This is a genomic window from Intestinibacillus sp. Marseille-P6563 (assembly GCF_900604335.1).
GTDB lineage: Bacteria > Bacillota > Clostridia > Oscillospirales > Butyricicoccaceae > Butyricicoccus_B.
The window spans coordinates 310,288-332,155 of record NZ_UWOD01000001.1 but is presented as its reverse complement, the minus strand read 5'-3'; the positions used below and the strand labels follow the sequence as shown (position 1 = coordinate 332,155).

Here is a 21,868-nt window from a genome sequence, read left to right as displayed (position 1 = left end):
CAGAAAAGAGGTGCGTCACATGGAGGGAGCCTATCTGCCTGGCAATATCCGGCAGCGGATGCAGGAGCTTATGAAGGAACATAAAATTACCCAGGCACAGCTGGCGACCCGCATCGGCAGCACCGAGAGCGCCATCAGCCGGTTTGTCAGCGGTAAGACTGATAAGATCAGCACAGAACATTTGCTCCGCATTGCGAAAGTGTTTGAAGTCTCCACAGATTTCCTGCTGGGGGAAGTCAACACGCCCGACCGGACAAATTTTGATATTGAAGAACTGGGCCTGTCGGTGCAGGCGGCGCGGAATCTGTACACCGGGAAAGCCAATGCTGAAATTGTCAACCGCCTGTTAGAAAGCCCGCGCTTTGCAGAGGTCACCTACATGATCGAGCAGTATTTTGACGATACGCTGGCCGCCGGTTTCGCCGGACAGAACCAGATGCTTACCACCCTCAGCGCCATGCTGCGCCGGAATGTGAAAACGGATGCTGCGGTGCAGGCGGCCAGAACTGTCAACCGGCAGAAAGTTCCCGTATATCAGGCAGACCTGACGATGATACAGAACACATTTATGGCGGCGCTGCGGGAAGTGAAGAAAGAGATCGGCAACGATTTCACAGCAGCGCAGTCCTTGACCAAGGGCATCACTCAGCAGATGTTTACCGAACTCACCAAAGGGGCGGATGTTCATACTCCGACCATCACGCCCGAAATGATTTCCGCCGCCGTCACCCAGAGCGCAGCGGGGATGGACGGTGTGCAAAAGGAAGCATTAGACAAGTTCGGTCAGGCGCTGACGGAATTTCTCCAATCCACCTTAGACCACGCGCAGGAGAAGCAAAATGCCGACCCGGAGCAATGAGCAGCTGTGCAGACTGGCACAGAAAGGGGATACGGCTGCCCGTGACATTCTGCTGGAAAAGAATCTGGGATTCATCCGAAAAATTGCGCTGGAGCAATACCGAAACATGGGGCTGGATGAAAATGATATTGGAATTGATTTGGATGATTTGATGCAGGAGGGAAGTATCGGCCTGCTGAACACGATCCCTTTGTTTGATGCCGGACGGGGCATGAAATTTCTGACCTATGCAGCACCGGCGCTCCGCAACGCCATGACGGACTGCATCCGCGCCGCCCTCGGTTTATTTGAGCAACGGATGGTGGATAAGAAAGACGGCCACGGCTTCCAAAGAGTATATCTGGATGACGTTCTCTCAGAGGATGAACGGATGCTGCGGATCGAAGCCATAGCCGACCCTCACACCCAAACGCCGGAGCAAATCTATATCCAAAAAGAGCAGCTGATAGAATTGTATGCGGCGCTGGACAAGCTGACGGCCAGAGAGCAGACCTATCTGCTGTACCGCTATGGCTTTACCGATGGAATCGAGCACCCGCTGATCGGCGCGGCGCTCCATTTCCATCTCAGCGAGAGCTGGACAAAGAAGGTGGAGGGCGAGGCGATGGACAGCCTGCGCGGAAAGCTGCCGTGGTGGTTCTGATACGATGGGAAGCAGCGGCTGACGGGGGCTTTGATATACCTTTGTTCCGCAAATGACACGGCTGACAGACAGTGCTTGCCCGCACCGCCTGCCAGCCTTTTTCTGTCGCTTATGCTGCCCCGCAAGGGGCAACCTTTCCCGCCAGAACGCCGCAACTGTGGCCACACTTTTCAGGGTGTGCTACAATTCCGGCTGCCATCTGCTCCACAAAGGTATAACACACTAGACTTTCCGGAGGAAAGTCGTGTGCCACGAAACCGCAGGTTTCTTTGGATTCTTCCAGTCAAAGGGGAACTCTATCCCCTCTGAACACCCCAGACAAAGGAGAACGCTGTTCCCCTTTGAAATCCCCTTGCCAACAGGGATGCTGCTCGCCCCTATTGGATGACCCAGAGCAATAAGTAAGCAATTTCCTTTGACAGCAGGCTACATCACAGCCTATCAAATGTTTCGAAAAATGTAGTTGAAAAAACACTGTATCAATCAGCATATTTCTTGAAATTCTCAGCTTGCTCCATTACTTTTTCAAAAACCTCTTCGTCCCACTCAGGGGGATATCCGTTCTGATATAGCAAGACGGTCAATTCCATATTGAGTTGATTTTTAATATCATCTCTGGTAGACCAATCAGCAAATTGAGCTTTATCATCAACAAGTTCCTTGATTTTCTTAGCCAATACCACACATTTTTCATCGGCATACGGAAAACCGTGGTCATCTCGCACCTTGACAAGAATGTCATAAAAAGCCTTCTCTTCAAAACTAATTCCCATCTTTTGAAAAGAGGACTGATCTTCTTGCAGATCCCTTAAAATTTGTAGCAGTTGGTCGGACAGATCATTTACAAAATCAGAAACCACCTCGTTGGTAAATACCAACTTATCTCTGCTGTTATAATCATCAACTACTTTGCGGAGACGCTCATCAAACTCCATAGCTTTCACTTTGTTAGTGCGCCCATAAGCGCTAATAGCTTTACGGAGCAATTTCAAGAGTGCATTGAATTTTGTGATCGGAAGTTTTACCGTATTCAGTTGTTCAATAAATTCATCGCTGAACAGGTCAACCGACTTGTGTTCATCTACAACATTTTCAATTCCAGTACAGGCAATAGCCTCGCGAACCATATTTTCTACAACTTGGTTCATCGCTTCGGCGTCAGGGGCATTCCCTTTGGTTTGCTTGTAAATGATAGATCGGATAGCGAGATAAAACTGAGCTTTTGCCGTTTCTTCATCTGTCAGCTCACCAGAGGGGAAGCAGATATTGTAAGCACTTTTCAACCTTCGAGACAATCCCATAAAGCGCGTTTCGGTGTCTTTCCGACTTTGAACGTACTCTGCCGCACTGTTTAAACAATTCAGCCTTTCTAGGGGTTCCCCAGTAAAAAATTTACTTGCATTAAATCCAAGCAGTAAGTCATCAATCATTTTCAAGTGATTGCGAAAAATGCCAATTGTAATATCAAGTTCATCCACTGGACTTTCTTGTGGACCACCATATTTTTTTATGGCTTCCATCATGTCATTCTTGATACCAATATAATCTACAACCAAGCCTTTGTCTTTGCCATCAAAAACACGGTTTACGCGAGAAATTGTTTGGATAAGGGTGTGCTTTTGTAATGGTTTGTCAATGTACATAACAGCCAAAGATGGCACATCGAAACCAGTAATCCACATATCAACAACAACTGCAATTTTGAAATTGGAGTTATCGTTTTTGAACTGCTTGTCCAGCATCTTGCGGTATTCTTTTGTTCCGCAAGCCTCATACAACTCCTTTTCGTCATTAGCCCCTTGTGTTGCAACAAGGTTAATTTTCGGGAGGGGAGACAACTTATCTAGTTGTTCTTTTGTCAGATCATTTTCGTTCTCTGCACGACGTTTTTCTCCCCAGGCAGGACGAATTGCAAGGATATCTTTTAGAAGACGAAATGCTACACCTCGATCGGCACAGACAATCATTGCTTTTAGTACAACGTGTGGCTTCTCAGCACAAAGAGCTTCATAGTGCAGGACAATATCCTCAGCCAATTTTTTTAGGCGATCCGGGTGGCCTAGAATAGCCCGCATTCGTGCCATAGCTTTTTGGCTTGCTTCAATTTGCTCGGTCGTAGAACCTTGTTCAGCACAACTTTCGTAATATTTCTGTATTTCTTTGGCCTGCTCATCTGAAAGAATAACACGCGCCAAACGTGGCTCATATGCAATGCGAACTGTAATGCCATCGTCACTGGATTCTTTCATAGTATAGCTGTCTACCACATCGCCAAAAACGGCTACTGTCTCATCAATTGGTGTTCCGGTAAAGCCGCAATATGTAGCATTTGGAAAGCTATCTCGCAAATATTTTGCAAAACCATACGTAGTAAATACGCCCTTCTCTGTCTTTTTCAGCTTCGAACCAACACCAGTTTGAGTACGGTGAGCCTCATCGGAGATACAGATGATGTTGCTCCGAGCAGACAAAAGGCCAATCTTCTCACAAAACTTTTGAATAGAGGTTATATAGACTCCACCGCTAGGTCTATCCCTCAATGTCTCAGCAAGATCTGCACGAGATTCAATACTCCTCACGTCATCTTCGTGGAGGTACTTTTTCGCTGTTGCAAATAGTTCCGCTGTCTGCGTATCCAAATCTTCACGGTCAACGATTATTACTATCGTCGGATTGTTAAAGGCATCAGGATCGCGTAGGGCAATCATCCGCGACAGAAATAGCATAGTATAAGTTTTGCCGCATCCCGTTGCACCAAAATACGTGCCACCTTTACCATCTCCTTCTGGCCGGAGATGCCGCTTAATATTTTCCAGCATTTTGTTGGCTCCGAAAAACTGGGGATAACGGCAAACAATAGCCTCGCTTTTCTTGCTATCGTCTGGATAAAACACAAAATCGCACAGCACACGAAGGAGGCGCTCTTTTGCAAAAGCACCTTCAATCATCGTAAATAGCGAGCTTACACCGTTTGAAACTTTATCTTGTTCATTGGCTTTATTCCAGGCATAATAGTATGGGTAGGGCGTAAAGATACTGCCCATTTTTGTGTTGGCTCCATCGCTGATGACCGATAGGAAGCAATACTTCATCAGTTTTGGAATATCCCGGGTATAACGAATAGTAATCTGTTCCCAAGCGTCATGGGCATTTGCATCCTCATTGATTGCTGACTTAAACTCAAAAATAGCAACCGGGATACCGTTAATAAATACGAGTAGGTCCGGTCTGCGCAGACGCTCGCCCTGTACAGAGTACTGATTCACTACTTTGAAAATGTTATTCTCCGGGTGGTCGAAATCAATGTAATCAATATGAAGCGCCACTTTGCTCAGATCATCCCGCTGCAGATCAAAGCCTCCATTAACCAGCCAGAAAGCAGCACGGTTTCCCTCATAAAGCGGAGATGCCGGGATGAGAGTCAACTGATTGATGATTTTCTGTGTTTCGGTTTCGCTCAGGCCTTCATGGGCATACCTCTCCTGTAAGAAGGAGCGCAAGTCATCTTCCAGCAGGATTTCTTCATACTGCCGGTGGATTTTCTCTCCGTGGACATAGATATAGTCTTGCTGCTGGAATATCTCAATGATAGCCGCCTCCAGCTGTGCTTCCGTAAATTGTCCTTTTACAAATTCATAGTCCACGTGATAACCTCCCTTACTGCAGATATTGGATTGCCAGAGCAATTAAAGATAGGCAACGATTAAAGAAGTAGTCGTAATAACGAATATCAGTAATTTCAATCTTGTCTGTTTCGTGGTGCCGAATCCTAAAGTTGTTGCCAATTTTGGTTAAGGCATTAAATTCCGTATCGAATAGCGTTATATAGTCGTCTTGTCCTCCTGACATATCATTCACGATTTTGGCTGCTGAATCCCGCTTGTTCAGTGTCGTATAATAGGTTTTGAGTCGCTCAAACGCATCCCAGATCTTCTCTGTAGCATCTCGTATATCTGTCGGATAGGGACTCTTATGAAGAAGAATTGCTTCTTTCAGAAGTTCCAACGTTCCTGGTTCCTTTACAGTGGCTATCGTAGCTTCCACTTCTGGAGTAAGCGGACTGTTTTCAACGATGCGCTCCACCTGCAAATCAGTGTTCAAAGAATACAACAGCCCGGTCTTTTGGAAGATGCTGTTGATTTCATCCCGAAATTGGGCGCATACATTCCGACTATTCTGACAAGTCAGATGATGGTGGCCCCAATAGCTATGGAAACTACCAACAACCACATCATGTACATTCTCTGCAAAAAATTCAATAAGATCGAGCAATGCATACTGATCGTACTTATCCTGGCTGTCTCCATTAAAAACATTATGGTGAATGGCCGGGACGGTAATGCGATCAGAATCATCCCTATATAAAGTCGGAATCTCATACTTCAAATCTAAACTGAACTGCTCCTGGTCAATTCCACAACACCCCTGCCCATCGGGGCATTGCGCAGGATACTTCCACGCAAGGTTATCATAGTATTTCTCACAGCAATGGAGTAGCAGAGCGTACTTCTCTATGGATATATCGTAAGTTTTAACGACAGGCTTTCTCAGGCCGTGACGTTCTGTGTAATATGCCATATAAGTCTCCTTTTAAGTTGATGTTTCTTCAACCGAGCCTTTGATTAAGATGGGACAAATATCTTTTATTTGTAGTTTTAGTTGTTCGTTAATTTCTCTGCGAAGAGCATACGCGTTATAGATATTTACAAGTGATATCTGCTCATCTAAATCCGGCACCGGAATTTCGATTTCATAAAACCTTGGCAAATCTAAGTTTGCACGAACACTGGCATCGCTCATAAAACAACCGAGGCGGTCACTTTCTGGGCGAGAGAACCATAGTTGAATGTATTCCTCTAGAATGGTATCAGTTTTCTTCTGTAACACGGAATATGCAGGGGATACAGCAATTGGTTTATCTCCGCCATATAATGCAATTCGGATGCACTTGTCACGTCCAGTTTGCATAGCACTATATGCAAATTGATTTTTATAAACCAACTTATATTTTAACAAATCTGAGCTGCTTGCTACAGATGGCATAAACTGCTTTGTAATATTGATGCCTTGCGCATTATCGCATATTCCCTCACTATTACGAACATCAACTTCCTCAAGCAGATCCCCCATAGCCATCTTTTTCTTCGTATGCTTGAAATGATCCGCCATGGCAAAGCACGTCAATTTCAGATCCTCCAACCCTTGCTCATAACACCTCTGATTTTGAATCATAGCATTATAAATGTTCACGTATTTTTGTTGAACTTCAATGGATGGCAACTCAATATCGATGTCGCACATATCCTCCCATGAGAAGGTCTCACGGGCAGACCCCCAAGAATTGAAGCGAGTATATCGATCGAACTCTGGGCGATTAAAATACATAAAGAGATAATCTGACATTAGGCCACAATTCTCGCAAACAAAAAACACAATGGAGATAGATGAAACAAGGTATGTCTCTGCTGACGAGTTATACGCTAACGACATTTTATCGCCACGGCGTGAAGTATCAGGGACATACGCAAATGCCTTTGGTGGCATCAGCTTATAAGAAGCTAAATTTACACCTGATAAATCCGCCTTTGTTCTAATAACCTGCTTTTGTGTGGATAATCCAACTACTGCGCCTGCCCCATATTTTCTATTAGTATTCCTGGAATCACATTGCTCTATATATGTGCCAAGCTTAGTTGATTTCATATCCAATCCCCTTAAAAGCATCTTTCAACATAGACTGAGAGAGTTCCTCAGAGGTCATCAGAAGACGCATTTCATTCTGAATTCTGGCCATTTCGCTATCATAGTCAATATCCAAATCATGATCGATAAATTCGATATATTTGCTAGGAGCAAGGGCCCAATCCTTTTCTTCAATAGAAAGATCATTCGGATCTACTTTGTCTTTTTTCAATACCTTAACAGCCTTACATAGCTCAGGCACATCCTGATATAAAGATGTGTCAGTTGATTGCCAATTGTTATAAATTCGTTTTGCTTCAGCAATTTGCTCATCAGTCAAGACAGTCTTTTTCTTCTTTTTCCCTTTATCGATGACAATCTCTTCAACATTACTATCCCAACGGCGTAGATCCATAAACAAAACTTCACCGCTGCGATCTCGTAATTGGCGTCCATTCACGGTTCGAGCCGTTTTATTCATATTAACAATCCAGAGAGTCACCGAAATATCGGTGGTATAAAACATATCACGCGGCAGGACAATAATTGCCTCTACTTTATCATTCATCAAAAGGCGTTTCCGATTCTCATATTCATCAGGATCATTTAATGCTCCATTAGCCAGTAAGAAGCCTGCAATACCGTGATTAACATCCAATTTAGAAATAATATGAAGAATCCAAGCATAGTTTGCATTAGAAGCGCGAGGAACTACATAGCCATTCCACCGAGGATCATCCAACAATTCGTCTTCTCCGCGCCACCCTTTGAGATTGAACGGTGGATTTGCCATAATAAAATCAAATTTTCGATCTTTATGCTGATCGTCAGTAAACGTAGAAGCGTTCTTTTCGCCTAAATCATGTGAAATTCCTCGAATCGCTAAATTCATCTTGCAAAGACGCCAAGTATCCGGTACACTCTCTTGGCCAACAACAGAAATATTGGCCCGATTCCCCTGATGGCGTTCGACAAATTTATGCGATTGCACAAACATTCCGCCGGAACCACAGCAAGGATCATAGACTGTTCCGCTAAATGGCTCAATCATTTCTGCAATCAGCTTTACCACACAAGCGGGCGTATAGAATTCGCCATCTTCCTTGGTGCCACTGGCAGCATAAATCTGCAAAAAATACTCATAAACGCGACCAATAAGATCTTCTTCGTGAAATCGAGATTCCGAGATTTTATTGACTTCATCAATCAATGTTTTGATTTTTTCTTTAGGCGCTCCCAAAGTTGCATAGAAGTTTTGCAGTAATGCGCCTTTCAGCGAAGGATTGGCTTCCTCAATATCAGCCATTGCCTGATCCAAAATCACAGCAATATCATTTGCTCCTGCATTCTTGACAATGTAGAACCAACGCGCTGTTTCTTTCAGATAGAATACATTTACCGCGTTATAGAAAGAAGGCTTCTCTAGGAACACGGGAATGTCGCCATACTGTGCTAAAAGTTCCGCGCGGCGCTTTTCAAATTTATCTCCAGCAAATTTCAAAAATGCCAGCCCAATCACGGCATCCCTGTTTTTCTCCGTGCTACCAACACCACGCAAGGCCACGCGGCAGTTCCACAGAACTGTTTCCAAAGTTACCTCTTTATCTTTTTTAGTGGCCTTAGCCATAGTCTAATACCTCATTTCAACTTATTATAACAACCCAGTATAATTGTACCCTAGATGAGCGCGACCGTCAACAAAGGGAATCAATCGCAAACAATTCCAAAATCATACTATTTCGCTAGTAATACCAACTTGAATGAAAGACCGCCCGCCATCATAGCAGTTGGTCTTTCATTAAGAAACGATCCCTATTCAAGCATTTGAAAATGCTTCAATGCCTCCATAATTGCCGCTTCCTTTTCCGGTGGGCATTTCGGCTGTCTGGAATTCTCAGACTTCGGTTTATTATAGTTTTCCCGCTCGATAATGCCATACTTCTGTTTGACCTGGGCGATATAAAGGTGGCTGACTTTCAGACCGGTATGCTCCAGCACATACGCTTTGATCTCATCATAGGTGGCTTTGCTCTCCGCCGATGTCAAATCCAGCTCGTCCAGATTCAGCTCCACCTCGATATGCTGCTTGGCATTAAGTTTGGACAAAAGTACTACCGTCTCCACATGATGGGTGCGGGGGAACAGATCGAATGCCTGCGCGCGGACCGCTTGATAGCCCTGCGCACAAAACAGCTTGCAATCCCGTGCCAAGGTTGCCGGGTCACAGGACACATATACAACGCGGGAGGGTGCCATCTGTACAATGGCATCAATGGCTTCGGTACTCAGTCCTTTGCGAGGCGGATCAACCGTTAAAACATCGGGATGCTCCTGCCGGGCTGCAAACATCATAGCCGCCTGGCCAGCATCGGCGCAGAGAAACTCTACATTTTGTACATCGTTTCGTGCAGCGTTTAGTTTCGCATTTTCAATGGCTTCTGGAACGATTTCCACACCGATGACATGCGCTGCATGTTCCGCAAGCGTTAACGTGATGGTACCGGCTCCGCAGTAAAGGTCCATGACCGTTTCCTGCCCCGTCAATTGAGCAAACTCCAGCGCACAGGCATATAACCGTTCGGCCTGCGCATGATTGACTTGATAAAATGCGTGCGGTGAAAGCCGGAATACGTGGCCGCACAGAATGTCTTCCAACTCTTCCATACCCCAAAGGAGGAGGGTACGATCGCCCAAAATCACATTATCGGTCCGCTTATTGACATTCAGAACAATACCGGTCAGGGAAGGAACTGCCTGCGTCAGCTGTGTGATCAGTTCCTGAGTATGTGGCAGCTTGGCGCGAGTCGCAATCAGGCAGAGATGGGCTTCGCCGCTCGCGACGCCAGTACGTACATAGATATGCCGAATCAGACCGGTATGGGTTGTTTCCTGATATGCAGGGATGTCATATTCTTTCATCCAGTCGCATACCAAAGAAGCAATCTGGTTGGCGACCAAATCGGTAATCAGACAATCGGATACCGGGATGATATCATGGCTGCGCGGGCGGAAAAATCCCGTGCAAGGGCCATTTTCGGTATCGGCAACCGGGAACTGTGCTTTGTTACGATAGTGGGTAATATGTTCCGAACCAGTGATGCCTTGTAAAATATCCGGCAGGCCGCCGATGCGCTGTAAAGCATCGGAAACCTTGCGAGCCTTGGCGCGCAATTCCTCTTCATAGGTCAGGTGCTGATAGCAACAGCCCCCACATTTATCCGCATGCGGACAAGCCGGCTCGATACGGTGCTTAGAACGCACTCGGATACGTTCGATTTTCCCATAGGCAAGCCGTTTGGTCACTTTGAGGATTTTCACATCACATTGATCGCCAACAGCCCCGCCGGGAACAAAAACCGTCATGCCGTCAATGTGTGCAACGGCCGACCCTTCTGCGGTATAACCGGTAAATTCTGCATGATATACTTTATTTTTTTGTAATGCCATAATTCCTCCATGTCAAGACGTACACAACAAACCTTCCAATGCGGTGAAAGGGATTTCAAAAAACTGGGGCCCTGCTGCATAAGGGGCCAAGGTATAACAGGGATATACAAAGACCAGGCTATCCTCAGTCAGAGAAAAATGTCCATCGGTCAGACCTTGCTTTAGATTTTCTTTGGCGTCAGCCTCGTATGTGATTTCACCCGCCTGCATCCGCTGGTCCAGTTCCTCGGACAGCAGAGAAAGTAAAGTGCTGGTATAATCGATATCCGGCTGAAAAAGGTCGGCTAGAGCTACCAAAGAGCCATCTTTTTTATAAAAATTTTCACAAAAGACCTGTTCTTCCTCCTGGGCGCCGCCAGTATAACTTTGCCGGATGCGCTGGATGCAAAGATAGGTGTCATCATTTCGCACAATGGAATAGTGTTCCTCAATCGCGTAGGGACGGAACACCTGATTTTGCTCCTGCGATTGGGCATACTCCTCCCGTGCAAAATCGGCCAATTCCAGTTGCCATTGTTCGGTTTCTGCCGCATAAAGCTCGTCATAGTATGTTTGGATCGCTTGAGCGGCTTCTTCGGTGACATACGAGGCCACATCGGGCGAATCGGCTGTGATTTGCAGGACTACGGTGCCGTCGGGTGCGTTTTCGGTATACAATTCATTTTCAGGTGATGACGCACTGGAAGCAGGCGTGGATGCAGACCGGCAACCGGACGGCAACATCAAAACAGACGCTGCCAAAAGGGTGGCAGCCAGTCGGGGGATAGATTTCATAAACACTCCTTGTCGGCTGAAAAACAAATCAACCGTTGCTATGCGGTTATTATACCACATAGGCCGAAAAAATTTAACCCTCTGCGTATTTTTCCGTATGCTGCGGCAAAACAAGGGTGACACTGGATGTGAAAGGAGGGGAGTGCCATGGAAGACACACCCACACCGCGCCGTCCGGAAGAGCTGCTGTATCGTATGGGACACAGTACCCGTGCGATGAACGCTTTTTTTGCTTTGTCGGAAGAAGAACAGCAGGCGGTTCTGGCATGCAGCGCGCAGTCACCGGATGATGAGGTTTTGGAACGCACCCTGTCGCATTTGGAAGCGCTGGGCGCGGATTACGATCATCCCATTCGATAAAAAAGGATACAACCGGAGCGGGGGAACCATGGAAACATCCATCGGCTGTACCCGCTCCGGTTGTGAGCAGCGATATTTCTTATAAAGTAAACGGTTTCCGGCAAGCTTCCTGTCCGCTGAACCGGGTCACAACAAACGGATAGCTGTTGGTATGGGCTTGTACACCGATTTCAGACAGCAGGCGGACCATGGTCGAGCAGACCTGCAAATCGTGGTCATGCTGGGCTACGGACAGTTTCATTTTGCCGTTATACGAGCTGATGAGCAAGCCATACGGCTGGGAAGCACTGGGCAATACCGCGCCATAATCCAAAACATAGGGGTGCATGGACGGCGGCAGCTTGAAGGCGCCGACATTGGTGATGATAAAGCTGTCGGCATGGACGAAATTATGAATCATCTCACTGGCGCGCTTTTCTTTTTCCGCCAGGGGGATGTTTTCGTTATGAAGATTCAGGCAGGCATCGCTGGCAGCCTTGGCTCGGTACAGCAGTTTTTCCGGCTCGATTTGTTCATCCAGAAAGGCCTTGGTCTTTTGAAAGACCTGTTCGAGCGGCAACGATTCATAAGAAGCCTCATACGGCAGATCGACAAAGCAGATAAAATACCGGCTGGTCACACTGGGCACATAGGGCCGCAAATCGACCGGAATCTGAGCAATGACCGGCTTTTCCGAACCATGGCCGAATTTGGAATAAAAGGCGCGGCAGAACAGAGGGGAGAGGATGGTCAGCGGAGAAACATGATAGCGGTGCGCCGCCTCCCGAAGCTGCTGGAAGGGGAAGGTGATTTCGGTAACGATTTCGGGTGCATCCCCCAAGTCGCTGAGTTCGTCGGCATGCAGCGCTTCTGGCTTTTGATAAATGCCTTTCGAGGAATATTCTCGGTCCAGATGCTGATAGGCATCTTCATTTTCTTCAAAGGTATAGATCGAATCCAGGGTGCGAATGGTCCCATCGTTTTCGACCGGATGTCCGCATAAACGCAGGTATGTAAACAGAACACAGCGAATAAATTCTTCAAAGCCGCGGCCATCGCTGATGCTGTGTTGATATTCCATGAAGATTTCATTGCCATGGAAGCCGACCAGGAACAAATATCCGTGGGTATCCGGCGAGCCGATGGCGTATCGCGTGGAGCAGCCATCGAACGGCAGAACAACCGGATCTTCGGCCAGCAAACGATATACATATTGGGTATCGGTCGCTTCGATGCCCACGATCATAAACGGAAAACGCAGCAAGGAATCCTTGACAGCCTGCAACAAAAGATCAGGTTTGACAGGCTCGGATAAACGAATCCGATGCCGGGGAACACAGGCGCAATCGGTATGTGTGCAATATAAAAAAATCTTACCATAACTATCGGTACGGAGCAGCGGGTGGCCCTGCAAATTCATACAACATCCTCCTCTTCGAACAAACCGGCGGCAGCCGGTATCCTACATTGTATTATATCCTTTGAAGAAATTTCCGTCAATGCGTAAAAATACCGAAAAAATACAGTTAAACAATCAGAACGCATGAAAACGCATAAATTAGGTAAGATATTTGTAAAATCGGGAGAAAACAGAACTTTGTAAGCGGTTAAGTAAGCCTGCCAGAGGGCAGGCAAGGTCAGCAGCCATGCGGCCGCAGGCGGCGGATGCGCGTAGCAGTAATCTGCGGTGGGATGCTCATGGTCATCACGCCGCTGTACTGGATGCACAGACGATCACCATAGCAATAACAAAGGGCCTGCGGCGTATGCACCAGAATATCCTGTTTGCTGCACCAGTCATACACCAAAAGATTGGTATCCCGTACTTCTCGCACGGTTGCACGGATTTGTTTCATCATTTTCACCTCCCTGCACCAGCCTATGCGGCGGGCAGGGGAGAAGTGAAAGCCCCCGACGGTCAAATGGACTGCCCCAGATTGTGCGGACAGTATAAAAAAGAGCCCTGGTAGGAAAGATTGAGTTTTAAGTGGAGAGGCGTCGCGTAAGCGGCGCTTCTCCAGTCTTTAGCTGGATGCGCTCATGGTTGTAAAAGTAGATGTAGCGGTCAATCATTTCATTGGCTTGCGAGAAGGTAGCCGGTTTGTGGCGGTAGATGCACTCTGTTTTGAGGATAGAGAAGAAATTTTCCGCCATAGCGTTGTCATAAGGATTTCCACGTCTTGACATAGATGGCGTAATGCCGTATGTTTGAGTTAGCTCAAAATATGCTTGTGAGGCGTACTGAGCACCCTGGTCGCTGTGGAGCTGCAACTCTGCAGCGGCCCTCTTTTTCTCTTGCTTCATTGCCAGACGAATGGTGTCCAGAACCAGATTCACCGTTTGTTCCGTTCCGGTTTTGTAAGCCACAATACTGTTGTCATAGAGATCCCGGATCATGGACAGGTACAGTACGCCCTGCTTAGTGTGGATGTAGGAGATGTCCGTTACCCATTTGCTGTTGGGCTTGTCGGCCTGAAACTGCCTGCTTAGCAGATTCTCGTACTTGTGGAGCTGCTGCCCCATCTGCTGCCATTTCCTGCGTCGGCGGATTTCTGAGAGCAGATCATATTTCTTCATAATTCGCAGCACTGTTTTTGGATTACAGAAAATATTCTGGTTCTTCAGCCATAGACACATCCGCCGGTAGCCGTAGGTGCGGAAGCTGCGTTCCCGCTGTTGTCCAATTAGTTCTGCAAGAGCTGCGTCCTTCTCCGGCTTACCAAGGCGATGGACGAAGGCATAGTATCCGCTTCTGGATACTCCAAAGAATTTGCACATAACTGCCACGGAATACTCTGCTCTGTGACGATATATAATGTGATATTTTACCTTTGCCCTCACTTCCTTCCTATGCAGTGCAGAAAATCCCGCAGCAGCTTATTCTCCATACGAAGTCGCTGGATCTCATGTGCCTGCTCGGTTATAATATCTCTTGGTGCGGCATTTGTTCTTGGCCGCCCTTGGGGCCGCGCAAGGATGCCAGCTTCTAACATACGTTCTTTCCTCCGTTCACGCTTAAGTAGACTTTTTATCACCTGCTTATCCTGAAAACCGTAATATTCTGCAACTTCCCGCTGGGTTTTCCCCGCTGCCAGCATAGCCTTGATTTCTGGCAACAGCACTTGAATGTGTGTGTATTTTCGTTTCTCCATGACAAAACCCCCTGATGTAGTCTATTTTCCTACATCAGGGGGTTTTTGTCACTGTCCATTTTTACTGGACCGGTTCAAAAGACCATCGGGGGCTCTTATTAACCTTTTCCGTTGTAAAGCTGTGCGGCGCTGGCTGGGCCATTGCGGATGATTTCTTCGACCGCCTGCATGGCGCGGTCGACCGCATGGTCAATGCCTTCCTGTTCATCGGCCGTGAAGCGGGAGAGGACCCAATCGGCCAGATCATAGTCGGGATGCGGCTTGGCGCCCACGCCGATCTTCACGCGGGGGAACTGATCGGAAGACAGATGATAGATGATGTTTTTCAAGCCGTTCTGTCCGCCGGCCGAACCCTTGGCACGCACGCGAATGCGTCCCACATCGAGCGAGATGTCGTCGGATAATACGATGATATGGTCGGGCGCGATTTTATAGAACGAAGCGGCATCGCGTACCGCTTCGCCGGACAGGTTCATAAACGTCTGCGGCTTGATAAACAAAACCCGTGCGCCGCCGAGCGAACCTTCTCCGACCAGAGCTTTGAATTTCATTTTGTCAATGCGCTGGCCGGTCTTGGCGCAGTAGTGCTCCAGGGCGCGAAAACCTGCATTGTGGCGGGTGCCGTTGTACTTGCTCCCCGGATTGCCCAGACCGACGACCAGCCATTCGACCGGACCGGCAGCGCTTTCCCGCTCGGCTTTTTCTTTCTCTAACTTTGCAAAAATATCAAAAATAGACATGCAATACCTTCTTTAATCGATTCTTGGTGGCCTTTTTTCGGCAAAACTTTGGCGGGGAAGTCCCCGCCAAAGAAATGCATTATTCCACTGAAATAATATAATAGTAAACCGGCTGGCCGCCGTCAATGACCGTGATCTCCAAATCACGGTTTTCCTTGTGGAAGATTTCCTCCACCTTGGCGGCATCTTCTTCCGAAACGCCCTCGCCGAAGATGATCGTTGCAAAAGCACTGTCATCCTGCACCATTTCGCGGGCGAGTTTTTTCACGGCATCCAGCGGCTTTTTGGAGTTTGCACAAAGCTTACCTTCGCACAGCGCCAGATACTCGCCTTCCTTGATCTTCTTGCCGTCAAACTCCGAGTTGCGGGCTGCATAGGTGATCTGTCCAGCCCGTACACCAGCAATCGCGCCTTCCATTGCTTGGATGTTGGCCTGCGCTTCGCTGTCCGGGTCAAAGGCCAGCAGCGCCGAGATGCCTTGCGGGATGTTCTTGGTGGGAATCACGATTACCCGCTTTTCCGAAAGCGGGACCGCTTGTTCGGCAGCCATGATGATGTTCTTGTTGTTCGGGAATACGAACACGATCTCGGACGGCGTGGCGTCGATGGCATACAGGATATCGTTGGTAGACGGGTTCATGGTCTGGCCGCCCTGGACGACGGTGTCGCAGCCAAGGTCGGTGAACACGCCGTTCAGCCCTTCGCCAGCCGCAACCGCCACAAAGCCATATTTCTTCTCCGGGTCTCGGATGACACGCTCCCGCGGCTCGGTGCTTTCGATCACCTTAGCCGTGTGCTGCTCCCGCATGTTTTCGATTTTGACCGTGAGAAGCGGGCCAAATTTCAGACCTTCTTCCAGCGCCTTATTGGGCTGGTCGGTGTGGACATGCACCTTGACGATATCGTCATCCTCGACCACCACCAGGCTATCGCCGATTTCGTTTAAGATAGCACGCAGGCGGCCGACATTGCGGGCCTGATCCCGGCGCTGGGCGATGAACTCGGTGCAGTAAGTAAAAGTGATGTCCTCATCGGCAATGGCGCCAAAATCGGCAGCACCCTTTTGGGTGTTTTCCGGCTGGAGCACACGTTCTTTGTGGATGCCAAGGAATGCGTCCCGCATGCCCTCCATAATGACCAGGAAGCCAAAGCCACCCGCATCCACAACACCTGCCTTGGCAAGCACCGGATTTTGTGCCGTGGTTTCGGCAAGCGCGGTCTGACCGCGTTCGAGCACGGCATTCAGAACGGTTTCTACCGATACATTGGGGTCGGCCTGGCAGCATTCTACGGCATGCTGTGCCGCTACACGGGATACGGTCAGGATGGTACCCTCGGCTGGTTTCATGACCGCTTTATAGGCAGCTTCGACGCCTTCGCGCAGCGCCAGTGCCAAATCGTGGCCACCGGCCTCGGTGCAGTCGTGCAGCCGCTTGGCAATGCCACGGAACAGGAGCGATAAAATAACGCCGGAGTTGCCGCGTGCCCCGCGCAGAAGCGCCGATGCAGTCGCATCGACCGCCTTGGCCAGGGTCGGTTCATGCAGACGCTGCATTTCCGCCATTGCAGCGCCCATGGTCAGCGACATATTGGTGCCAGTGTCGCCATCCGGCACCGGAAAGACGTTGAGTTCGTTGGCTTGCTCTTTCTTTTCTGCAATGGCAAGTGCCCCTTCGATTACCATGCTTTGAAAAAGCGAACCCGTTAGTTTCTGTTCATTCATTTCGGAAATTTTCCTCCTAGCGGCCGCAGTCAGTCGGCCTTGATGCTGTCTACGTAGACATCGACATTTTTGACATCTACTCCAGTCAACCGCTCCACATGATACCGCACTTCGGTGATGATCGAGCGGCAGACCGAAGCGATGTTGATGCCGTGTTCCACAGCGATATGCAGGTCAATGTTGACGCCGCCATCTTCGGCCTCTTGGACTTTGACCCCGCGGCGCTGGCTTTCCTTGCGCAGCAGATGGGACAGGCCATCGGATACCGAGCGGACCGTCATGCCTTTGACGCCAAAGCAGGAAGAGGCGGCAAAGCCGGCAATGTCGGCGATCACGTTGGGTGTGATTTCAATATAGCCAAGGTCTGTATGGATCGTCATAAGTAACCTCCTTAAAACGACAGGTCGATCAAAAGTATATGCTGTTTTTATTTTATAATACTTTCTATACGAGCACAAGCGAATTTTACAAAAATAAAACATAGAAAAAGAAACAAATGTTTGCAATGTTGGGCGATGTATTATATAATGAAAGCGGAAAGAACCAAACACTTGTTTGAATCCTGTGCCAAAGCGGGCAGGAACCTTTCGATCAATCGTCGTTTGACACCGATATGGAGGACATACCGATGAAAAAGATTTCCGAAAAACAACAACGAATTTTAGATTATATCAGCCAATATACCGCCCAGCAGGGCTATCCGCCCTCGGTGCGTGAGATCTGCGCCGAAGTGGGGCTGTCGTCGCCTTCGACCGTGCATTCTCACCTCAAGCGTCTGCGCGAAATGGGCTATCTGGAAAAGGATGACCATAAGACACGCGCCCTGTCGGTACGTGGTGGCGCAGCTATGGTCGGCCGGGTACCCATTCTGGGCAAAGTCACGGCCGGTATGCCTATTTTGGCCGTCGAAGAAGTCGAAGGCTATGTGCCTTATGAGGGCGCGGGCAAATATGGGGAACATTTTGCGCTGCGTATCAGCGGCGAATCGATGATCGGCGCCGGTATTATGGACGGGGATTTGATTATCGTGCGTAAGGAATCGACCGCGCGCTCGGGTCAGATCGTCGTGGCGCTCATCGAGGACGAAGCCACCTGCAAGCGCCTGCTGTTGCAGGACGGCGAAGTCTGGCTTATGCCCGAAAACCCGGCATATCCGCCCATTGACGGCAGCGAATGCTCGATTTTGGGTGTTGTTGTGGCGGTTTACCGGGAATATCACGTCTGATGCCGAACCTATCCGACAGTGTGCGCTTTGTGCGGGGATTTGGCCCGAAAAAGGCACAGCTTCTGGAAAAAATGCAGATCTTCACGCTGGAGGATGCACTGCATTGCTATCCGCGCGATTATGAGGACCGCACGCGGCAAAAGTGCATCGCCGACCTGCGGGACGGCGACCGGGTGACTATTCGAGCCATTGTCGGCACCGCGCCGGCGGTGCGCCACATCCGAAAGGGTATGGACCTGACCAAGCTGACCATCTTTGACAGTTCGGGCACCCTGGGGGTGACCTATTTTAACAACAAATATGTCGCGGCCCAACTGCGCGAAGGGGAGGAATACCTGTTTTTTGGCCGCGTGCAGGGAGAGGGACGGCAGCGCATGCTGCTGTCGCCCGTGCATGAAAAATGCCAGACCGGGCTGGAAACCGGGCGCATCGTACCCGTGTATCCGCTGACGAGCGGGCTCGGCCAGAAGGATATGCAGCGGCTGACCGATGCGGCTTTGGCGTGTGAACTGCGCGCCATACCCGACCCCATCCCGTCCGGCCTGCGGGCGCAATACGACCTGCCGGACCTGGCGTCTGCGGTGCGGTATATCCACCGCCCGCACGATCTGGAAGAGGTGCAGGCAGCCCGGCGGCGGATGATTTTCGAAGAACTTTTCCTGCTTTGCTGCGGGTTGCAGCGTCTGAAAGAGCGGCGGCGGGAAGAAGAAGGGCTGCTGTTTTCCAACACCGACCTCACTGCGTTTTGGCGCGCCTTGGGCTTCCCGCCCACCGGGGCGCAGCGGCGCGCCGTGGACGATTTGGTGCGGGATGTCGCTTCGGGCAAGCCGATGAACCGGCTGGTACAGGGCGATGTCGGGTCGGGCAAGACGGTTGTGGCCGCCGCGCTGTGCGCTCTGGCGGCCCAGAATGGCTATCAGGCTGCCGTTATGGCGCCGACCGAAATCTTGGCGACACAGCACGATGCGTCTTTGCGTGAATTGTTCGGCAAGCTTGGCGTCACCGTTGAATTGCTGACCGGCTCCATGGGGGTCAAGGCTAAGCGGGAAGCGCTGGCGCGCATCGCGTCTGGACAGGCGCAAGTGGTCGTCGGAACCCATGCGCTTATTCAAAAGGGCGTGGAATTTGCCAAACTCGGCGCAGTCGTGGCCGATGAGCAGCACCGTTTCGGCGTTGCGCAGCGCGCCAGCCTGCGCAGCAAGGGACAGATGCCGCATACCCTGGTCATGTCGGCAACGCCCATTCCGCGTACTCTGGCGCTGATTCTTTATGGCGATTTGGACGTGTCGGTCATCGATGAACTGCCGCCCGGCCGCACGCCAGTGGCGACCTACGCGGTCGGGGAGCGGATGCGCCGTCGCATCGAAGCTTTCATGGAAAAGCAGATCGCCGCAGGCGGGCAGGTGTATGTGGTCTGTCCGCTCGTCGAAGAAGGCGAGGGCGAGGTGCGGCTCAAAAGCGCCGAGGAGCATGCGCTCACGTTACAGCGCGCGCTGCCCGGCCGCCGCATCGGTGTGCTGCATGGCCGCATGAAGCCAGCCGAGAAAGATGCTGTTATGACCGCGTTTGCATCCGGCCTGCTCGACGTGCTGGTCGCGACCACGGTCATCGAGGTCGGGGTTAATGTCCCCAATGCCAACCTCATGGTCGTGGAGGATGCCGACCGGTTTGGTCTGTCTCAGCTGCACCAGCTGCGTGGCCGGGTCGGCCGCGGACGAAGGGAATCGTTCTGCATCTTCTTCGGCGCGGACAAGGGCCAAAACGCGCGTGAACGGCTGCGCATTTTGGCGGACACGAACGACGGCTTTGAGATCGCGCGCGCCGATCTGGCGCAGCGCGGGCCGGGCGACTTTTTCGGCAAACGGCAGCATGGCCTGCCGGGCATCAAGATGGCCGATTTGGCGTCCGATATGCAGCTGATGCAGCAGGCACGCGAGGAAGCCGAGCGATTGCTGGCGCATGACCCGCACCTGACGCGTTATCCGGCGCTGCGGGAACGGGTGGAGCGGATGTTCCGCCCCGAGAGCGGCGAGATATTCAATTGACGCGGAGAGGCCCGGCGGACTGCCGGGCCTTGCTGCTGTGTAAAAGCTGGCGTGAAATGCGTTTTTTTGACATTGTAAAGAGGAGAAATCTATGCTAAAATATGAGAAGCTCATGGTGGGAAGGACGGAATTTTTGTGATTATTCTGGGACTGGACCCCGGCTACGGCACCACCGGTTATGGGCTGGTCAAATACGAAGACAACCGGTTTACCCCCATCCAGTACGGCGCCATCACGACGCCGGCCGGGCAGCCGTTGTATCACCGCCTGTGCGAGATTTATGAAGATGTATGCACATTGGTGGATACTTTTCACCCGGAAGCAGTCGCGGTGGAAGAACTGTTTTTCAATACGAACATTACGACCGGCATCCAGGTCGCGCACGCACGCGGGGTCATCCTGCTGGCACTTGCGCAAAAGGGCCTGCATCCGGTTTCCTATACGCCGTCCCAGGTCAAACAATCGGTCGTGGGATACGGCAAAGCCGAAAAACGGCAGGTGATGGAGATGACAAAATCCATGCTGGGGCTTTCCAAAATTCCCCGGCCGGACGATGCCGCCGATGCGCTGGCCATCGCCATTTGTCATGGTCACGCCAGCCGTTCCAAACTATGGGAGAAATAGAACATGTTTTACTATGTAGAAGGCCGCGTCGCCCTGCTTGAGCAGGGGCTCGCGGTGATCGACTGCGGCGGGGTGGGCTATGCCTGCCACACGTCGCAAAATACGGTCGGCAAACTCAAAATTGGCGAGACCGCACGGCTGTATACCTATCTTTACGTCCGTGAGGATATTTTTGAACTGTTTGGCTTTGGCGACGCCGAAGAACTGGGCTGTTTTAAAATGCTCATCAGCGTATCGGGCGTCGGCCCCAAGGCGGCGCTGGCGATTTTGTCCATCGCTACCCCCAGCCAGCTTGCGCTGGCCATCATCACCGAGGATTCCAAAATCCTCACCCAGGCGCCCGGCATCGGCAAAAAGATTGCCCAGCGTATCGTGCTGGAACTGCGCGATAAGATGAGCAAGGGACAGCTCGAAGGCGCGGCAGGCAAGGCGGCAGAGGCCATCGCCGTTCCGCAGAAGGGAACGGTCAACCATACGCAGGAAGCTGTGGCCGCTTTGATGGTGCTTGGATATAGCCAGGCCGAAGCCTTTTTGGCTATGGAAGGCCTGAATACGGCCGAGATGGAGGCCGAGGACATCATCCGGCAATGTCTGAAGAAACTTGCGACCCAGTAA

20 protein-coding genes are annotated in these 21,868 nt (G+C 50.1%); 7 read left to right on the top strand and 13 right to left on the bottom strand.

The genetic code is table 11. The annotated features are described in order from the left end of the window. The first annotated feature begins 19 nt into the window (after window positions 1-19). Window positions 20-859: a helix-turn-helix domain-containing protein gene (locus tag EFB11_RS01690; RefSeq protein ID WP_122788659.1), complete on the top strand. Its 840-nt coding sequence runs from the start codon at window positions 20-22 to the stop codon at window positions 857-859. Beyond that, the gene (locus EFB11_RS01685; protein WP_122788658.1) at window positions 840-1,502 is read left to right on the top strand and encodes a sigma-70 family RNA polymerase sigma factor; all 663 of its coding nucleotides are present in this window, start codon (window positions 840-842) and stop codon (window positions 1,500-1,502) included. The genes EFB11_RS01690 and EFB11_RS01685 overlap by 20 nt, the downstream gene beginning before the upstream one ends. Before the next feature lie 479 nt (window positions 1,503-1,981). Here the strand turns inward: EFB11_RS01685 and EFB11_RS01680 are convergent, their stop codons facing one another. From EFB11_RS01680 to EFB11_RS01655, 6 genes are all read right to left on the bottom strand, one after another. Then, window positions 1,982-5,146, bottom strand: a complete 3,165-nt coding sequence (locus EFB11_RS01680) for a type I restriction endonuclease subunit R (protein ID WP_122788657.1) — start codon at window positions 5,144-5,146, stop codon at window positions 1,982-1,984. Window positions 5,147-5,159: 13 nt separating this feature from the next. Continuing rightward, a complete protein-coding gene (locus EFB11_RS01675; RefSeq protein WP_122788656.1) occupies window positions 5,160-6,080 on the bottom strand; it encodes a hypothetical protein in 921 nt (306 codons plus the stop codon). A gap of 12 nt (window positions 6,081-6,092) precedes the next feature. Further along, window positions 6,093-7,205: a restriction endonuclease subunit S gene (locus tag EFB11_RS01670; RefSeq protein ID WP_122788655.1), complete on the bottom strand. Its 1,113-nt coding sequence runs from the start codon at window positions 7,203-7,205 to the stop codon at window positions 6,093-6,095. Then, on the bottom strand, window positions 7,192-8,811 hold the full coding sequence (locus tag EFB11_RS01665; RefSeq protein WP_122788654.1) for a class I SAM-dependent DNA methyltransferase: 1,620 nt from the start codon (window positions 8,809-8,811) through the stop codon (window positions 7,192-7,194). The genes EFB11_RS01670 and EFB11_RS01665 overlap by 14 nt, the downstream gene beginning before the upstream one ends. 185 nt (window positions 8,812-8,996) lie before the next feature. Continuing rightward, the gene (gene rlmD / locus EFB11_RS01660; RefSeq protein ID WP_122788653.1) at window positions 8,997-10,631 is read right to left on the bottom strand and encodes a 23S rRNA (uracil(1939)-C(5))-methyltransferase RlmD; all 1,635 of its coding nucleotides are present in this window, start codon (window positions 10,629-10,631) and stop codon (window positions 8,997-8,999) included. 12 nt (window positions 10,632-10,643) lie between these two features. Next, complete coding sequence (locus tag EFB11_RS01655; RefSeq protein WP_164706546.1) at window positions 10,644-11,405, bottom strand: DUF3298 and DUF4163 domain-containing protein; 762 nt, start codon at window positions 11,403-11,405, stop codon at window positions 10,644-10,646. Between the two features lie 147 nt (window positions 11,406-11,552). On the opposite strand from EFB11_RS01655, the gene EFB11_RS01650 reads away from it, so the two are divergent. Then, window positions 11,553-11,765 carry a hypothetical protein gene (locus EFB11_RS01650; protein WP_122788651.1) on the top strand — a complete coding sequence of 71 codons (213 nt, stop codon included), beginning with the start codon at window positions 11,553-11,555 and terminating at the stop codon, window positions 11,763-11,765. Window positions 11,766-11,844: 79 nt separating this feature from the next. On the opposite strand, the gene EFB11_RS01645 is transcribed toward EFB11_RS01650, so the two are convergent. From EFB11_RS01645 to EFB11_RS01615, 7 genes are all read right to left on the bottom strand, one after another. Continuing rightward, window positions 11,845-13,164 (bottom strand): hypothetical protein, encoded by a 1,320-nt coding sequence (locus EFB11_RS01645; RefSeq protein WP_122788650.1) that lies wholly within the window; start codon window positions 13,162-13,164, stop codon window positions 11,845-11,847. A 217-nt stretch (window positions 13,165-13,381) separates the two neighbouring features. After that, window positions 13,382-13,603: a hypothetical protein gene (locus EFB11_RS01640; RefSeq protein ID WP_164706545.1), complete on the bottom strand. Its 222-nt coding sequence runs from the start codon at window positions 13,601-13,603 to the stop codon at window positions 13,382-13,384. A gap of 124 nt (window positions 13,604-13,727) precedes the next feature. Continuing rightward, window positions 13,728-14,531, bottom strand: coding sequence for an IS3 family transposase (locus tag EFB11_RS01635; RefSeq protein ID WP_243115141.1), 804 nt, complete (start codon window positions 14,529-14,531; stop codon window positions 13,728-13,730). A 50-nt stretch (window positions 14,532-14,581) separates the two neighbouring features. Next, window positions 14,582-14,896 carry an imidazolonepropionase gene (locus EFB11_RS01630; RefSeq protein ID WP_122788647.1) on the bottom strand — a complete coding sequence of 105 codons (315 nt, stop codon included), beginning with the start codon at window positions 14,894-14,896 and terminating at the stop codon, window positions 14,582-14,584. Window positions 14,897-14,994: 98 nt separating this feature from the next. Then, window positions 14,995-15,636, bottom strand: coding sequence for an aminoacyl-tRNA hydrolase (gene pth / locus EFB11_RS01625; RefSeq protein ID WP_122788646.1), 642 nt, complete (start codon window positions 15,634-15,636; stop codon window positions 14,995-14,997). 79 nt (window positions 15,637-15,715) lie between these two features. After that, entirely contained in the window at window positions 15,716-17,359 is a 1,644-nt protein-coding gene (locus EFB11_RS01620) for a DAK2 domain-containing protein (RefSeq protein WP_122788645.1), read from the bottom strand. A 29-nt stretch (window positions 17,360-17,388) separates the two neighbouring features. After that, entirely contained in the window at window positions 17,389-17,739 is a 351-nt protein-coding gene (locus EFB11_RS01615) for an Asp23/Gls24 family envelope stress response protein (RefSeq protein WP_122788644.1), read from the bottom strand. Between the two features lie 248 nt (window positions 17,740-17,987). Between EFB11_RS01615 and lexA the strand changes: the two genes are divergently transcribed. The 4 genes from lexA to ruvA all read left to right on the top strand — a co-directional run bounded on the left by lexA (window position 17,988) and on the right by ruvA (window position 21,868). Next, a complete protein-coding gene (lexA, locus tag EFB11_RS01610) occupies window positions 17,988-18,584 on the top strand; it encodes a transcriptional repressor LexA (RefSeq protein ID WP_122788643.1) in 597 nt (198 codons plus the stop codon). Further along, window positions 18,584-20,629 (top strand): ATP-dependent DNA helicase RecG, encoded by a 2,046-nt coding sequence (recG, locus tag EFB11_RS01605; protein WP_122788642.1) that lies wholly within the window; start codon window positions 18,584-18,586, stop codon window positions 20,627-20,629. The genes lexA and recG overlap by 1 nt, the downstream gene beginning before the upstream one ends. Before the next feature lie 135 nt (window positions 20,630-20,764). Beyond that, complete coding sequence (gene ruvC, locus EFB11_RS01600; RefSeq protein WP_122788641.1) at window positions 20,765-21,253, top strand: crossover junction endodeoxyribonuclease RuvC; 489 nt, start codon at window positions 20,765-20,767, stop codon at window positions 21,251-21,253. A 3-nt stretch (window positions 21,254-21,256) separates the two neighbouring features. Next, on the top strand, window positions 21,257-21,868 hold the full coding sequence (ruvA, locus tag EFB11_RS01595; RefSeq protein ID WP_122788640.1) for a Holliday junction branch migration protein RuvA: 612 nt from the start codon (window positions 21,257-21,259) through the stop codon (window positions 21,866-21,868).

Coding starts and splice junctions, on each gene's coding strand:
- EFB11_RS01690 (WP_122788659.1), top strand. CDS start 20: ATGGAGGGAGCCTATCTGCCTGGCAATATCCGGCAGCGGATGCAGGAG.
- EFB11_RS01685 (WP_122788658.1), top strand. CDS start 840: ATGCCGACCCGGAGCAATGAGCAGCTGTGCAGACTGGCACAGAAAGGG.
- EFB11_RS01675 (WP_122788656.1), bottom strand. CDS start 6,080: ATGGCATATTACACAGAACGTCACGGCCTGAGAAAGCCTGTCGTTAAA.
- EFB11_RS01670 (WP_122788655.1), bottom strand. CDS start 7,205: ATGAAATCAACTAAGCTTGGCACATATATAGAGCAATGTGATTCCAGG.
- EFB11_RS01665 (WP_122788654.1), bottom strand. CDS start 8,811: ATGGCTAAGGCCACTAAAAAAGATAAAGAGGTAACTTTGGAAACAGTT.
- rlmD (WP_122788653.1), bottom strand. CDS start 10,631: ATGGCATTACAAAAAAATAAAGTATATCATGCAGAATTTACCGGTTAT.
- EFB11_RS01655 (WP_164706546.1), bottom strand. CDS start 11,405: ATGAAATCTATCCCCCGACTGGCTGCCACCCTTTTGGCAGCGTCTGTT.
- EFB11_RS01650 (WP_122788651.1), top strand. CDS start 11,553: ATGGAAGACACACCCACACCGCGCCGTCCGGAAGAGCTGCTGTATCGT.
- EFB11_RS01645 (WP_122788650.1), bottom strand. CDS start 13,164: ATGAATTTGCAGGGCCACCCGCTGCTCCGTACCGATAGTTATGGTAAG.
- EFB11_RS01640 (WP_164706545.1), bottom strand. CDS start 13,603: ATGATGAAACAAATCCGTGCAACCGTGCGAGAAGTACGGGATACCAAT.
- EFB11_RS01630 (WP_122788647.1), bottom strand. CDS start 14,896: ATGGAGAAACGAAAATACACACACATTCAAGTGCTGTTGCCAGAAATC.
- pth (WP_122788646.1), bottom strand. CDS start 15,636: ATGTCTATTTTTGATATTTTTGCAAAGTTAGAGAAAGAAAAAGCCGAG.
- EFB11_RS01620 (WP_122788645.1), bottom strand. CDS start 17,359: ATGAATGAACAGAAACTAACGGGTTCGCTTTTTCAAAGCATGGTAATC.
- EFB11_RS01615 (WP_122788644.1), bottom strand. CDS start 17,739: ATGACGATCCATACAGACCTTGGCTATATTGAAATCACACCCAACGTG.
- lexA (WP_122788643.1), top strand. CDS start 17,988: ATGAAAAAGATTTCCGAAAAACAACAACGAATTTTAGATTATATCAGC.
- recG (WP_122788642.1), top strand. CDS start 18,584: ATGCCGAACCTATCCGACAGTGTGCGCTTTGTGCGGGGATTTGGCCCG.
- ruvA (WP_122788640.1), top strand. CDS start 21,257: ATGTTTTACTATGTAGAAGGCCGCGTCGCCCTGCTTGAGCAGGGGCTC.